General features: G+C 59.1%; 8 protein-coding genes. 1 reads left to right on the forward strand and 7 read right to left on the reverse strand.

Annotated features, from left to right (window positions below; genetic code table 11):
* Positions 1-53: 53 nt before the first annotated feature.
* Both ACKF11_RS05885 and ACKF11_RS05890 read right to left on the reverse strand, forming a co-directional pair.
* Complete coding sequence (locus ACKF11_RS05885) at positions 54-1,802, reverse strand: sulfite reductase subunit alpha (protein ID WP_407996324.1); 1,749 nt, start codon at positions 1,800-1,802, stop codon at positions 54-56.
* A 67-nt stretch (positions 1,803-1,869) separates the two neighbouring features.
* Entirely contained in the window at positions 1,870-7,380 is a 5,511-nt protein-coding gene (locus ACKF11_RS05890) for a glutamate synthase-related protein (RefSeq protein ID WP_407996325.1), read from the reverse strand.
* 314 nt (positions 7,381-7,694) lie between these two features.
* Here ACKF11_RS05890 and ACKF11_RS05895 point away from each other — a divergent pair, with 314 nt between their 5' ends.
* A complete protein-coding gene (locus ACKF11_RS05895) occupies positions 7,695-7,907 on the forward strand; it encodes a hypothetical protein (RefSeq protein WP_407996326.1) in 213 nt (70 codons plus the stop codon).
* 59 nt (positions 7,908-7,966) lie between these two features.
* Here the strand turns inward: ACKF11_RS05895 and ACKF11_RS05900 are convergent, their stop codons facing one another.
* The 5 genes from ACKF11_RS05900 to ACKF11_RS05920 all read right to left on the reverse strand — a co-directional run bounded on the left by ACKF11_RS05900 (position 7,967) and on the right by ACKF11_RS05920 (position 14,867).
* The gene (locus ACKF11_RS05900; protein ID WP_407996327.1) at positions 7,967-9,931 is read right to left on the reverse strand and encodes a TonB-dependent siderophore receptor; all 1,965 of its coding nucleotides are present in this window, start codon (positions 9,929-9,931) and stop codon (positions 7,967-7,969) included.
* Complete coding sequence (locus ACKF11_RS05905) at positions 9,889-10,401, reverse strand: secretin and TonB N-terminal domain-containing protein (protein WP_407996328.1); 513 nt, start codon at positions 10,399-10,401, stop codon at positions 9,889-9,891. Before ACKF11_RS05905 ends, ACKF11_RS05900 begins: the two co-directional genes overlap by 43 nt.
* Before the next feature lie 87 nt (positions 10,402-10,488).
* Positions 10,489-11,469: a FecR domain-containing protein gene (locus ACKF11_RS05910; protein ID WP_407996329.1), complete on the reverse strand. Its 981-nt coding sequence runs from the start codon at positions 11,467-11,469 to the stop codon at positions 10,489-10,491.
* A gap of 3 nt (positions 11,470-11,472) precedes the next feature.
* A complete protein-coding gene (locus tag ACKF11_RS05915) occupies positions 11,473-11,955 on the reverse strand; it encodes a sigma-70 family RNA polymerase sigma factor (RefSeq protein ID WP_407996330.1) in 483 nt (160 codons plus the stop codon).
* 110 nt (positions 11,956-12,065) lie between these two features.
* Positions 12,066-14,867, reverse strand: coding sequence for a bifunctional diguanylate cyclase/phosphodiesterase (locus tag ACKF11_RS05920; RefSeq protein WP_407996331.1), 2,802 nt, complete (start codon positions 14,865-14,867; stop codon positions 12,066-12,068).
* Between the last annotated feature and the right edge of the window lie 100 nt (positions 14,868-14,967).

Consider the following 14,967-nt stretch of genomic DNA (forward strand, 5'->3'; position numbering starts at 1 on the left):
CAATGCATTGAAACTTCATAACAATATCCTGTAGTTATGTGTAGTCCAATGTTTTAGTAGACGTCGCGCAGGTAGCGCTTCTCGCGCTTGAGCTGGTTGACATAGGCCGTCGCCCCTTCTGCATCCAGGCCGCCATGCTCGGCGACCACGTCGTGCAATGCCTGGTCCACATCCTTGGCCATGCGGCTGGCATCGCCGCAGACGTAGAAATGACCGCCGTCCTGCAGCCAGGCATACAGTTCCTTGCCGTTTTCCCTCATGCGGGTCTGCACGTAGATCTTCTCGGCCTGGTCGCGCGAGAAGGCAAGGTCGAGGCGGTTGAGCACGCCGTCCTTCATCATGGCGGTGAGCTCGTCTTCATAGATGAAGTCGCTGGCGCGGGTCTGGTCGCCAAAGAACAGCCAGTTCTTGCCTGGTGCTTCAGACGCACGGCGCTCTTGCAGGAAAGCACGGAAAGGCGCGATGCCGGTGCCCGGGCCCACCATGATCACGGGGGCATTCTTGTCTGCCGGCACACGGAAGGACTTGTTGGTGGTGAGGAAGATGCCGGCCTGGCCGCCTTCCGGCACGCGATCAGCCAAATAGGTGGAGCATACGCCGCCACGAGGCCTGCCCCCGGAAACATACCGCACGCTCGCGACGGTGAGGTGGATGCGCTCGGGGTTCGCCAGCGAGCTGGAGGAAATCGAGTAGGCGCGATGCTGCAACGGTTTGAGCAGGCTGACGAATTCGTCCACGCTCAAGTTCAGCGACGGATTCAATTGCAGCAGGTCGAGGATATCCTTGCCCCATAGCCAGTTTTCCAGTGCCGCCTTGTCGCCGCTTTGCACGAGACGGCTCAAGTCTGCGTTGCCGGCGCGCTGCTCGACCGCCGCGATCAGTTCGCGCGACGGCGTGGAAATCTCGAAGCCGCGCGTGAGCAGCTCGGCCAGCGGCTGGTCGTGCTTGGAGACCACGGCATCCGCCTTGGCGTTCAGGCGTTCCAGGATCAAGCTCACTAGCTCGGGATTGTTTTCCGGCACCACGTTGAGCGCATCGCCGGCCTCGTAATGAATGCCGCTGTCGCCGAGGTCGAATTCGTAATGGCGGATTTCCTTGCCTGAACCCTGGCCCGAGAGGCGGCGGTTCACTGCCAATGTGGAGGCATATGGATTCTTGCGGTTATAGGCGGATGCCGCGGGAGCGGGAGTGTCGGCAGCGGCAGGGGCTGCAGTGGCTTCGTCCGGGCCGCCTTCCACTTCCGCGAACAAGGGCAGGGCGGCCTCGATCCAGGCATTCGCCGGCTCTTCATAATCCACGTCGCAGTCCACTCGCGCCAGCAGGCGCTTGGCGCCCAGCTGCTCCAGGCGGGTGTCCAGGTTCTTGCCGGCCTCGCAGAAACCGTCGTAACCGGTATCGCCAATCGCCAGCACGCCGAAGCTCATCTCCTCAAGCCGCTCGGCATGTTCGGATGACAACGCCTCCCAGAACAACTGGGCGTTGTCGGGCATTTCGCCTTCGCCGTAGGTGGATGTGACGATCAATACCCGGCGCATGGCGCCGAGCTCTTCCAGCTCGACTTCGTCCAGCGCCTTCACGACGGGCTCCAGTCCATGCTGCTTGGCCGCACTGGCAGCTGTGGCGGCCAGGCCCTCCGCATTGCCGGTTTGCGACCCGTAGAGAATGTAAATCGGCGGCTTGCCGCGCCCGCTGCCGCTATCGGTATTGAGCAGCCTGGTCTGCAGGCCGGCCATGAAGCCGGCAAGCCAGGCCTTCTGGTCTTGATTGAATGGTGAATCTTCAGGAATGTAAGGAATCTTCATTATCTGGTCGTCAACAAATGCATGCCGTGCGCCAGGCACGGCATGGGGTCAAACTATTAGTATAGTCTTAATTGGATTTTAGCGTAGCCACGAGCTCTTGCATGGAAGCCTTGGCAAACAAGGCTTCCAAGCTGGGCAGTGCGCCAAGCTGGGTGCTGTTCTTCAAGCTCTGGTGGATGATCCAGCCGTAAGTGCCCGGACTATCCATGGAGAAGATGTTGCGCAGGCTCAAGGCGGACTTGTAATCCCGCAGGCGCTTGTCCGCGATCAGCACGGCAAGCTCCTGGTCGCTATATCCGTCAATCGCCTCGCGCGCATAGCGCTGCAGTTTCTGCATCAGGAGGAAGTCCTCGGTCAGCAACAGGTTGCGCACCGCCTTTTGCACGGCGGGGTCGGCCACCGATTGCGCATTGGGCACCTTGGCCATGGCCACTTGCTGCGCCATGTTGAGCACGGTGTAGTTGTTCAGCAGTTCGAACATTTCCTCGCTGTCCGCCTCGCCGTGGCCCGGCACCTTGCCGCCTACCACCGGCTTTCCGTCACGGTAAGCCAGCTTGAACTTGCGCACCTGGAACGCTGCCAGCGCGGAAGACAGCTCTTCGAGCAGCTCCTTGCGCGGCTTTGCCTTGAGGATTTCGTCGCTATCCTGGTAGAGCAACAGCGCGCGCGGCATCACGAACACGAAGTTCTGGCGCTCGGCTTCCCAGTTTTCCAGCAGCCATGCGGCGCGCTTGGAGCCGGTGGCTTCAAGATGCCATTGCAGCAATTGCCGGATGGCCTGGCTGTGTACGCGCGCCATTTCGGTATCGTCGGTGACATTGCCCAGCAATACGGAATCCGCAGCCACCTTGCCCGACAGCTCGCCGTAGGGATCGTACTGGTAGGCGAAGCCGCCGCTCATGCCGTTGCCGAAGCCCTTGCCGAACGCGCCCAGGTTGAGCACTGCGCCGTTGGTCATGTATTCGCAGGCAAAGTCGCCCACGCCTTCCACCACGGCAGTCGTGCCGGAGTTACGTACGGCAAAACGGTCGCCGGCCTGGCCTTCGACAAACAGGCGGCCACCGGTTGCGCCGAACAGCGCGAAGTTGCCCACCAGCACGTTGCCGCCGGCCTGCTCGGAGCCGCCGCCCGGGGAAGTCACGATGATAACGCCGCCAGCTTGGCCCTTGCCTACGCCGTCGTTGCAGGTGCCGCTATGACGCAGCACCATGCCGTCGTTGCAGAAAGCGCCATAGGACTGGCCAGCGGAACCGCTGGTAGTGATCTTGACGGTCTCCGGCTTGAGGAAGCGGCGGCCGCGCTTGTCGGCAATCACGGCTGGCAGGCGCAACGCTTCTTCCGCCGTCAGCTCATGGTTGAGCAAGCGCTCGATATCGATCGCAAGCTGTCCGCCCACGGTCTTGTTGCAATTGTTCAGCCTGCGGCCTTCTCCAAGCTGGACTTCGAGCTGCTTGTCAGCGACGAGCGCCTGGCGCAGCACGTCGATGAAGGCGTCGTCGAGGGCGAAATCCTTCTCCATATAGACAGGGTTTTCGATCTTGACTTCAGGCACCACGGTCAGCATCGCACGCAGGTCGAGCTGGCCGACGCTGGCAGGATGATCCAGCAGTTGCAGCAGGTCGCTGCGACCACGCGCCTCGCGCAACGAGCGCAGGCCGATCGCGGCAAGAATCTCGCGGGTTTCATGCGCCACGTTGATCAGGTATTGCGCCAATGCGCGCGGATCGCCGTCGAACACTTCGGCATTGGTAGTGAGGCCGGCAGGGCACTTGACGTTGCAGTTCTTCGCCATCACGCACTTCAGCATCATGAGGGCAGTGGTGCCGAACTCGAAGCTGTCGCCGCCCAGCATGGCGGACTTCACCACGTCGCTCGCGGTCTGGTGCGCGCCGGAGCAACGCAGGATCACCTTTTCGCGCAAGCCGTTGGCGCACAACGCCTGGTGCACCTCGGCAATGCCGATTTCGGCAGCGCGGCCGGTATATTTCAGACTGGTCACGGCCGCCGCGCCGGTGCCGCCGGTATTGCCGGCGACATTGATGACGTCGGCGCCTGCCTTGGCCACGCCCACGGCGATCGTGCCGATGCCCTCGGAGGACACCAGCTTGACGATCACGCGCACGCGCGCCGCCTTGCAATCATGGATCAGCTGCGCCAGATCCTCGATCGAATAGGTATCGTGGTGAGGAGGCGGAGAAACCAGCTCCACGCCCGGCGTGCCGCCGCGCGCGGCCGCGATTTCCACCGTCACCTTGGGCGCGGGCAACTGGCCGCCTTCGCCCGGCTTCGCGCCCTGGCCGATCTTGATTTCCAGCTCTTCCAGCATCGGGTCGGCGAGATAGCCCGCCCAGACGCCGAAACGGCCGGACGCGAGCTGTTTGATGCGCGAAGCACGGATAGTCCCGTAGCGGGAAATATGTTCGCCGCCTTCGCCGGAATTGGACATGCCGCCCACCATGTTGGTGCCGTGCGCTACCGCCTCATGCGCGGGCGCCACCAACGCGCCGTGGCTCATTGCGCCGGAGGCGAAGCTGCGGGTGATTTCACTGGCGGGCTGCACCTCGGCCAAAGGCACGCTGGCAGGCGCGACACGCAGCAGCCTGAAGTAGTCCGCGGCCTTGCCGGTCGCCTCGACGGTCAGCACGCCGCTTTCCAGCCAGTGTCCGCTGATTGCCTTGCCGAAATGCGCCACCAGGGCTTGGCCCAGGGTGGACAAGCGCGAGATATCCCCGGCCAGCGGGCCGGTCAACTGCAGGCTGAAGCGGTCATTGCCCAATTCCTGCGCTTCGAGGCCGCGTACGGCAATGCTGTTGTTGCCCACGATGGCGTAGTGGGCCAATACCGCGCGGAACTCGTCCGAGGTCTTCAGGCCGCTCAGGTCCGCCGGGAACTCCAGCACGTCGCGCAGGGCGGACGGTCGCTTGGCGCGCTCTTCCGCCATCATGTGCGAAAAGCTGCGGTAGCTTTGGGTCACGCCGAAGTTGTCGATCTCTTCGGCGCTCAGGCGGTCGAAACTGCCGCTGAACGCCTCGCCCTTCTTGAAGGAGAACGCATCCTCGAGCTTGGACAAGGTCATCAGGCGCAGGAATTCGTCTTCCGCACGCTTTTCTTGCTTGTCGAAGTGGATCTTTTCTTCCGTCATCTCGACGAAACCGCGTACGGCAATGGTGCCGAAAGAATGGCCGGCACCCTCGGAGCGCTCCTTGAACAGGCCCAGCAACGGCACGCTGTTTTCATCGGTGACTGTTTGCGCTTCCTGGTGCCAGTCAACGACCATTTTCGCGATCGCGGCAAAATCGGCGCCGCCAACCGGCGTCTTCAGGTTGGGGAAGTATTTGCGCAATACCGGGTCATTGGTATTGAGGAAATTGGGCTCGAAGAATTCGCCGCCGATGTAGCTCTCGACGGTACACAGGCCGACCTTGCCCATGGTCTTCATGAGCGCCTTTTCAGCCGCCTTGGCGTACTTCTTGAAGGCCTTGTCGGCATCTGCGCCGTATTTTTCCTCGGCACGCAGCTGCACGCCCAGCGGATAAACGGCAGAAGCGCCAAAGCCCAAGGCGGCGGCCACGTGGTGGGATGACACGACCTGGCCGCTTTCAGCCACGATAGACACGTCCAGGCGCAAGCCTTCGTCGATCAGGCGCTGGTTGATGGCGGATACCACCAGCAGCAACGGCATGGCGGCCTGGGTGGACGACACGTGGCGGTCTGAAATGACGGCAATGCCGCCTTCTTCGCGCGCAAATGCCACCACGGCATCCGCCAGCGCATCGATGCCTTGTTCCAGCGCCTTTTCGTTGGCAGCCGCATCGCCGGTGACAGGCGTATACAACGATTCGAAGCAGCGATACGGCGTTTCCGCCTGCTCGCGCAGCTTGAGCATGTCGAGGTGGCTGAGGATAGGCGAGTCGATCACGATCTGCCTGCCTTTGCCTTTGTTCATATTGGGCTTGGCGCCCAGCGCGACGCGCAAGGTCATCCCATCGGCTTCGCGGATGGAATCCAGCGGGGGATTGGTCACCTGCGCAAAACGTTGCGAGAAGTAGTGCGCCACGCCGCCTTCATGGTCGGTCAGCGCATTGATGGCGTTGCCGTAACCCATGGCGGAGATCTTTTCCGCCCCGGTTGCCAGCATCGGGTCCATCATGAACTTGAAGCTTTCCTGGTTGTAGTAATAGGAAACGAAACGCTGGTACAGCGCCAGGTCGCCATGGTATCGCTGCGGGGAGCCCGCCACCTCGGCAGGCACTGCGGGAAGCTGCTTCAGCGTCGCACGCGCCTGCTCGAGCAAGGCAGGATAATCGCGCTTGGCAGCGAGCATTTCCAGGGTTTCCAGCGTGCCGCGGGAACGCTTCTCGTTGTGGTCGTAATACAGCATGCCGCCAGCCTCGATGCGGCCGCGGCGCAATACGCTTTCCGGCGGGAAGTTGATCTGACCGGCTTCGGACATCACGCACAGGTACTCTTCGGTCTCGACACTGCGCAACGGGCGCAAGCCCAGACGGTCCAGGCGCGCGCCGACCACGCTGCCGTTGCCGAAGATCAAGGCGGCAGGGCCGTCGTTCTTCTCTTCGTAGAGGGAGAAATACTCCAGCATCGCCTTGATGCTCTCGGGCAAGGTAGGGTCGTTTTCCCAGGCCGGAGGCATCATGGAGACCACGGCCGTCACCAGGTCGAGGCCGTCGTCCATCAGGCGGCTGTTCAACGTCTGGTCCAGGCGCGAACTGTCGGACTGGCCCTTGGGGCGGAAAATCCTGCCATTTCGCGCCCGCGCCAATGCGGCTTCGGCGATGCGGTTCTTGCGGTCGGTGTTCAACTCGCCGTTGTGCGCCATCATGCGGAACGGTTGCGCCATGCTGGGGTGCGGATCGGTATTGGTGGAGAACCGCGTGTGGAAATACATGGTATGCACGGCGTGATCCTCTTCCATGAGATCATGGAAGTAAGGAATCACTTCATTGGAATTCAGGCGGCCTTTGAGCACCTGGGTATGGGCGGACATCGATAACGGATAGAGCCCGCTCAAGGCGGCATCCGTATAAGCCTGCTCCTCGATCACGAGCAATGCCTGGTAGATGCGGCGATCGAACTCCTGCGCGTCGATATCGGCAGGGGCCGCAAACACCCATTGCTGGATGGGCAGCTGGTAACGGATGGCGGCAGGACGGATGGCCTCATTGTCCACCGGCACATCCCGCACCAGCAAGATATCGAAACCCTTCCCGGACAAGGCAGTGCGGATGATGTCGTCGGCACGGCAATACGCACCTTCGTCGCTTGGCAGGAAGAAGTTGCCGACGCCGAAGCGGCCGGCCTCAAGCGCCTGGCCGGTCAGCCTGCGGAAAAACGGCAGCGAGAGGTCGATGGAAACGCCAGCGCCATCGCCCACGCCCTCGGCAGACATGCCGCCGCGATGGGGGATCGTACACAAAGCCTCATGCCCCTTGACTAGTACGTCGTGCGTTTGCACCCCGTCCTTGCGGGTGATAAAGCCAACGCCACAGTTATCCTTTTCCAGGGAACTGTCATACAAGCCAAAAGTATTCTCGCTCTGCGGACCATTGAGTGCGCTCATGTACCTCTCCAGCAAATTCATTAATATCTGATGCGGCTTTGTCATACCTGCACCACGGCATGGTATATTGTCCTGCTCGTGTGTTATTCCACACACCCCAACTTTCGCCGGGCTTATTTATAAGCAATTACCGTACCAAAATGAGCTGGCATCTCCCTATCAAATCCCGGTTTTCCTGCCCCGATGTATCCACTTTAAAAACAAGGGATTACATTATGCAGATCATGGCCTGCGCACTCCGAGGCGTTGTTGAGAACATTATCAAAAGCACCAAAAATGTGCGCATGCACATTTGAAGCACATTTTTCGTGCGTATGGATGACGAAAAGGCAAGAAGCCAAGTCAAATATGGCAAATCTGCGAGATTGAAGGGTGGTAGCGGTAAACCGCAGCTCACTTGGCCGGAACACCGGACCAAAGACCGTATTGCACTGATGAGCTGGGCGAATTCCCGATTTCAGGGGAAAAACGAAGAGAAATTTCCGACAAGCAGCGATATCCGGCTGCAGAAGATTCAGCACCAATAATGTGCATCAAGCTTCGCAGGAGCGGCATTATATTGCCGCTCCTGTGATTCATTCGCTATCTAGAACTGGTATTTCAAGGTCAGCATGGCATTGCGCGGCACGCCATAAAAGCCCATGCCCGACGCCGTATTGGTGTAATACACCTTGTCGAACAAGTTGTTCACGTTCAACGCCGCCGAGAAACGCTCGTCGAACTGATAGCGCGCCATGAGATTGACCACGGCATAGCTTCCCTGGGTGAAGCGCTCATTATTGGGGCCGGTATCGTTGGTGTAGATACGGCTCTGCCAGTTTGCCCCGCCGCCGACAGTGAGTTTGTTCCAGGCACCAGGCAGGGTATAGGTAGTGAACAGCTTGAATAGATTCTGCGGCGTCACTGTTTGGACTTTGTTCCCGTTGGCATCTTGCGATATACGGAAAGTATAACCACCACTGACCTGCCAGCCAGGTGCCAACTCACCATTGGCCTCCACTTCAACCCCCTTGGTAACTGTGCCTTGTATTGCCCGATAACTGCCAGCAGGTGCTCCAGGACTATTATCCTGAACTGCCAGGTTATCCTGCTCAACACGGAACAATGCCAGGCTGGTATTCAATCTGCCGCCATAGAGGCCCTGCTTGATACCTGCTTCATAACTGTCGCCTTCCTCAGGATCAAGATACTGCCTATTGATATCCCATCGGCTTTGCGGATTGAAAATCTTGGTATAGCTCGCATACAGCGAAGCCGTATCGGTGACATCATAGGTTGCTGCAATATAAGGAGTGAGTACCCCGGTTTCAGATCGACTTGTCGCGCTGGGCGTACCAGAATAAGGATCTGACTCAGTCGCTTGATGCCAATGAATGACTCTAGCACCAGTCAAGATGGACAATTGATCTGTCGGCCGGAAACGCGCAGTCAGATAGCCTCCAAACTGGCGTGCACGTTCAGAGTAGCGGCCGATCGGCGATAAGTCAGGCTGTGCCACATTACCATCCCAACTACCGTAATTAGCCACGGGAATAAAATACCAGAGATTGTACGACGGGTCATTGTGCTGCTCGGTATGAGAATAGTTCAGGCCAAAAACCAGCTCATGCTGACGTCCGCCCAGCGTAAATGGCCCTGTGGCGTAAACGTCCAGGGCATTCTGTTTGATTGGATCAGCCTTCCAGCGGCCGCCCCACAATGTCACGCCGCTGCCGGTAGCCTTGTCCAGGCTGCCTGAACCGCCAGAGCCGATGATGCTGTCGTAACTGTGGCGTATATGGTTGAACTGCACCTTGGCGCGCCAGTCGTTGTCGAAGCTGTGTTCCAGCGAAGTAAAGAAAGCAAGCTTTTCATTCTCGCTGGAAGCCCAGCTTGCGCCCGGGTTCTTGGAGCGCTTCCAGTTGGTATGGCTGCCATCGCTATAGAACAACGGCAAACCAGCCTCGGGAGAATCATGGGTTTCATGATTCTGGTATTCCAGACCGGCAGTAAACAGGGTCGAAGGCGTCAGGTCTGCTTCGAGAATGCCGTAAAGCATGTCGCGCTCCAGGCCGTAGCGGTCCAGGTGCGAGCCGCTATCCTGCTTAACGGCCACTATGCGGCCGCGCACGCTGCCGTCCGCATTGAACGGCGTGGAGATATCGACCATGCCCCGGTAATTGTCCCACGAGCCAAACTGTCCGGTAACGGAAGCCTGGAATTCCCTCGTCGGTTTCTTGCGGACGTAATTGATGCTGCCGCCCGGCGCACCGATACCGACCATCAATCCCGATGAGCCGCGCAACACCTCCACCCTGTCGTAGAAGGCCATATCGTTCGTCATTTGCTGGAAACCGCTTCCCAGCGGCAGGCCATCGACCAGGTAATTGTTGATATTGAATCCACGAGACTGGAACGTGTTCCAGTTCGCGCCGACATATCCGCTCTGCACGACGCTGATACCCACCGTCTGCTCCAGCACTTCCTGCAATTGGGTCAGGTTCTGGTCGTCCATGCGCTGGCGGGTGATCACGCTGACGGATTGCGGCGTATGGCGGAGCGACAATGGCAATTTGGCGGAAGCACCTGTGGAGCTTGTGGTATAGGAACCGGTGTTTTCCGTTGTCGGATCCTTGCTGGCGCTGACCCGCACTTCATCCAAGGTGTTTCGGAACTTCCTGTTGCCGGCTTGTTGGACTTGCGCAGCATATACCCGCCATTTTCCTGCGCGACAGCTTCCAGGCCGGTGCCCGCCAATAACTGTTCCAGACCGTCACGCACGGAAGCCGTCTTGTTCAAGCCGTTGCTATGCAAGCCGGATACCAGTTCGCTGTTGTAAGACAGCATGACTTGGGCTTCCCGGCCGAACTGGGCCAACGCATCCTTGAGCGACCCGGGCGGAATCTGGTACTGCCTGGCTGCCGGTTCTGCCATTGCAGAACCAGCGAATATGGGCGTGGTGAAAACTAATAGTGTGGAAAGTGCCTGGGCCAGGATCAAGTGTCCCAGCCTTAACCGTGGTATGTGGTGCTTGTGCTGCATTGATTTTCCCTTAGTGTAGCGGTTGAAATAGGTCCCCTATTTCTCATGCCACGCAAGAATCAAAAACAGCTCAACCTATGGTGAAATTTATGCTGCCGAAGGCATCAGGCGCACCCAGTAGCGGGTGAGCATACGGACTTGCAAATTAAGGCTCTGCTGCAGCATATCAATCACCTTGTCGGTATCATCCAGCGGATACGTACCGCTCACTTTCAAGTGCTTGATGCTGTCGTCGCAACCCAGGCTGCCTTTGCGGTAGCGGCTGAGCTCGGCCAGGAATTCGCCCAGCGGCATATCGTCCGCCACCAGCATGCGCTGGAGCCATGCCGTATCATGCGGGATCACGGGCTCGACCGGCGCCACCATGTGCCGCGTGAACGACAGTTGCTCACCGGCCTGCAACCTCACCCTTGCCTGCATCTCGCTCGGGGCGACCTCGACCGCGCCTTCCAGCACCCCGATCTTGATAGGGCTATCCTTCTCATTAGTCAATTGGCGAACGACGAAGCGGGTGCCCAAGGCGCGCATGCTGCCTTGATCGCTCGCGACCAGGAACGGGCGCGTTTGTGTCGGCTCGTGCGCGGTCGCCACGTGGATCTCGCCGCGCAGCAACATGACGATGCGCTGCTGCTGCGTATAGGCCACGTTGATGGCGCTGGACGAATTGAGCTCGACTGCCGTGCCGTCTTCCAGCACTACGCGCCGTTGTTCGCCGACGCCGGTACTGTAGTCGGCGCTGAGCTGCCACCAGGGCAGTTTTTCCTGCACCACCCAGGCGCTGCCGCCCGCAAACAGCAGCATGGCAAGCGTCTTGATGGCACGCCTGCGCTTGAGCGATCCGCGGGGCGCCAGCGTGGCATGCGCAACCGACGACGACAGGCCGCCCAGCCGTTCCCCCAGCATTTCGATATGCTGCCATGCGCGTTCATGGTCCGGATGCGCTGCACGCCAGGCTTGCCACTGCTCGCGCACTTCCGCGCTCACCTGGCCCGATTGCAACTCCACCAGCCATTCTGCCGCCGCACGGCTCACTTTCGGGGAAATCGCTTTTTCTGAATTAGCCCCCATTGACTACGCTCCTCCGAAACAACATTGCTCTACCGCCTGGACAATGTAGCGCTTGACTGTCGATATCGACACGCCCAGCTCCCCGGCAATATCCGCATGGCTCATCCCATCCAGCTGGGATAGCAGAAACGCCTTGCGCACCTTGTATGGCAAACCATCAAGAAGACCATCAATTTCGACCAAGGTTTCCAGCATGATGGCTTTTGCCTCGGGGGAGGGCGCCTCCGCTTCAGGCAAATGCAGAAGCGCGTCGAGATAGGCCTGCTCCAGCTTCTTGCGGCGGTAGAAATTGGAAACCAGGCCGGAGGCCACGGTGGTAAGGAAAGCGCGAGGTTCGTGCAGCTTGTCGGCATCCCCGCTGAGCAGGACGCGCAGGAAGGTATCCTGCGCCAGGTCGGCCGCATCGAAATGGTTGCCCATTTTCTTGCGCAACCAATGGTTGAGCCAGCTATGGTGGTTCGCGTATAGAGCCTTGAAAGCGTTCAAGATAGGACAAGCCGTATTGCGAAATCGCAATAAATGAGAATAAATCTCATTATATAGCAGTGTTGTATTCCTGCAAACCCTGCCGTTTTCTGCTCCAGGAATGGGGCAGTTTATTGCATCAGGTCTTGCCCGTCGGCAAGGATCAACTCCAGGTGGCGCAAGCGCATCGGCTTGCCGAAGAAATACCCTTGCGCAATCGTGCAGCCCTGGATCTTGAGCAGGTTGGCTTGCTGCTTGCTCTCGACCCCCTCGGCCACGAGCTCAAGCCGCAACGCATGCGCAATGCGGATAATGGCGGTGATCAATTCCAGCTTGTCCTGCTTGGCGGCAATATCGCGCACGAAGGAACGGTCTATCTTGACCTGGCTGATGGGGAACTGCCCAAGGTAGCTCATGGCGGAATAGCCGGTGCAGAAATCGTCGATGGAAATGGTAATGCCCATTTCCTTGAACAAGCTGAGCGTGTTGATGATTTCCTGGCTATCTTCCAGCAACAGGCTTTCCGTGATTTCCAGCTTCAGCCATTCGGGCTTGCAGCCTGTTTCTGCCAGGATTTCCTGCACCGAAGCGAGCAGGTCGTTATAGAGGAACTGGCGGGACGAAAGATTGACCGCCATGCTGAGCGGGCCGTCGTCGGGGCGATAGCGGTTCAGCCGAACCACGGCGTTGCAGGCCTCGCGCAACACCCACTCCCCGATCTCGACGATCAGGCCGCTTTCTTCCGCCACCTTGACGAAGCGATCGGGCATCACCACGCCCAGTTGCGGGTTGCGCCAGCGCAGTAATGCCTCGGCACCGACGATCGCTCCGTTCATGAGGTCGACCTGGGGTTGGTAGAACAGCTCGAACTCGGCGTTCTTGAGCGCCTGGCGGATGGAAGCGCCCAGCATGATGTATTCCGAAGCCTTGGAGCCCAGCTCACGGGAGTAGAACTGGTAATTGTTGCGGCCATAGCTCTTGGCATGGTACATCGCCACATCGGCGCTCTTGAACAATGTCGCCCGGTCATCGCCATCGTTCGGGTAGATCGCGATGCCGATGCTGGTGGAGATGAACAGCTCTTTCTTGTGGATCAGGAACGGCTTGGCGATTTCATCATTGATCTTCCTGGCGATCGTGGCCAGGTCATCCGGGTTACGCAGTTCCGGCAGTAGGATCGCAAACTCGTCCCCGCTCAGGCGGGCAATGGTGTCGTAACTGCGCACCGAGACATTGAGCCGCTGGGCGACCGCCACCAGCAGGTCGTCGCCGGCCTGGTGCCCGAGGGTATCATTGACCTCCTTGAAGCGGTCCAGGTCCAGCATCATCAGGCCAAAGCGCTGTTCGTGCCAGCTGGCATCCGCCAGCACCTGGTTGACGCGATCGGCAAACAGGGTGCGATTAGGCAAGCCGGTCAATGCATCGTAATAGGCCAGGTAATGGATGCGCTCGCGGTATTCCATCAGCTCGGTAATGTCGCGCTCCACCGCCAGCACCCCGATCACCTGCCCCTGCTCGCCGAATTCGGGCACGATGCGCACATGGATGAACCAGGTGCTGCCATTGTCAGCCTTGCCATGCAGCTCGAGGAAATCCGGCGTCGCGCTGCTGATGACGCCCTTGATCTTTTCCTCATACTTCACATAGGCCTCGCCGCCGGGATACTCGGATGGCGTCGTGCCGATCAGCTTGCCGCTTTCGATGCCGATGCGCTTCAATTTGGGCGTGTTGGCATACAGCCTGCGCGCGTTGAGGTCGTAACGGATGATGGTGTCTGGCGTGTTATCGATCAGCGACTGCAACTCGCGCTCGCGCTGCAGCAGTTTCTCCTCGTTCTGCTTGATATCGGTGATGTCGCGGAAAAAACCTACCGTCCCCATCAGCTTGCCGTCCACTACCATTGGTGACTTGTAGGCCTCTATCCAGCCCTTCTCGCCGTTAGCCTTGGTGATCGGCACTATCGCCAGGTAAGGCTGGCCGCTTTGCAGCACGCGTTTATCCCCGTCGACATAGGTGGTGGCGTCTTCCAGGGGGAACAGGTCGAAATCCGTCTTCCCTTCCAACTCCTCTTTAGAGACCACGCCGGCAAACTTGGCATAGGCGCTGTTGGCTGCCAGCAATTTGCTGTTCAGGTCCTTGAGCCAGACGACGAAGGGAAAATTCTCGATCAGCGCGCTCTGGTATTTTTCCCGTTTCCTCAGCTCCCGCTCCACGCGGCGGATATGCGAAATATCGCGGGCAATCGTCAAAACGCCGGTAATCCCGCCCTTCACGTTGCGCTCGGGCACGACATGCAAGGACTGGCAGACGTAGTGGTCACCTTCCGTCCATTCCAGCTCGATTTCCTGCGTATTTCCTGACTGCATGACTTCACGCAACCGGGCCTCGTAATCCTCCGGGCGCATCGTGGGCCGGCCCCAGATTTCGGTCGGCCGCCTTCCCAAGGCTTGTGCCGCAGGCACCCCGAACACCGCTTCATAGCCATCGCTGAGGAAAATACGCCGGCAATCCTGGTCGTAACGGATGAAGATATCCGGGGAGTTCTTTACCAGCTGGCGATACTGCAGCTCCTGCTCCCGCAGCTTTTCCAGCATGTCGAGATGGGCAGTGAGGTTGCGCCCCAGCAATATGCAATACGGCTGGCCTGCATCCACGAAGTAATTGGCCTGGAGCTCTACGGGAATCGAGGCGCCGGTTTTGCCATGCAGCGTGGCTTCCCGGATGATGACGTGCTGTTGCTGCAAGGATTGCCAATCCCTTTGCCATTGTGCGGCATCAAGATGGGGGAAAATATCGGTGGCGGACATCTGCAGCAACTCAGATTCGCTGCAACCCAGCACTTCGCAGGCAGCCAGGTTGGCCAGGCATACCCTGGCATCAGCATCACAGACAAGAACAATCTCTTGAATCCGATTGATTGCAAAACTCAGCATATGAAGCTGCATTGCAACGCTCAAGCCCCGATCAGAGATATTTGTGCTGCTCATTCTTTTCACCACAATCTATTTATTTTGATCTCAATGGGGCCGGACG

It is taken from the genome of Methylobacillus draconifructus (assembly GCF_045984385.1).
Taxonomy (GTDB): domain Bacteria; phylum Pseudomonadota; class Gammaproteobacteria; order Burkholderiales; family Methylophilaceae; genus Methylobacillus; species Methylobacillus flagellatus_A.

Excerpts from the sequence above, each read along its gene's own strand:
- ACKF11_RS05885 (WP_407996324.1), bottom strand. The coding sequence starts at position 1,802 with ATGAAGATTCCTTACATTCCTGAAGATTCACCATTCAATCAAGACCAG.
- ACKF11_RS05890 (WP_407996325.1), bottom strand. The coding sequence starts at position 7,380 with ATGAGCGCACTCAATGGTCCGCAGAGCGAGAATACTTTTGGCTTGTAT.
- ACKF11_RS05895 (WP_407996326.1), top strand. The coding sequence starts at position 7,695 with ATGGATGACGAAAAGGCAAGAAGCCAAGTCAAATATGGCAAATCTGCG.
- ACKF11_RS05905 (WP_407996328.1), bottom strand. The coding sequence starts at position 10,401 with ATGCAGCACAAGCACCACATACCACGGTTAAGGCTGGGACACTTGATC.
- ACKF11_RS05910 (WP_407996329.1), bottom strand. The coding sequence starts at position 11,469 with ATGGGGGCTAATTCAGAAAAAGCGATTTCCCCGAAAGTGAGCCGTGCG.
- ACKF11_RS05920 (WP_407996331.1), bottom strand. The coding sequence starts at position 14,867 with ATGCTGAGTTTTGCAATCAATCGGATTCAAGAGATTGTTCTTGTCTGT.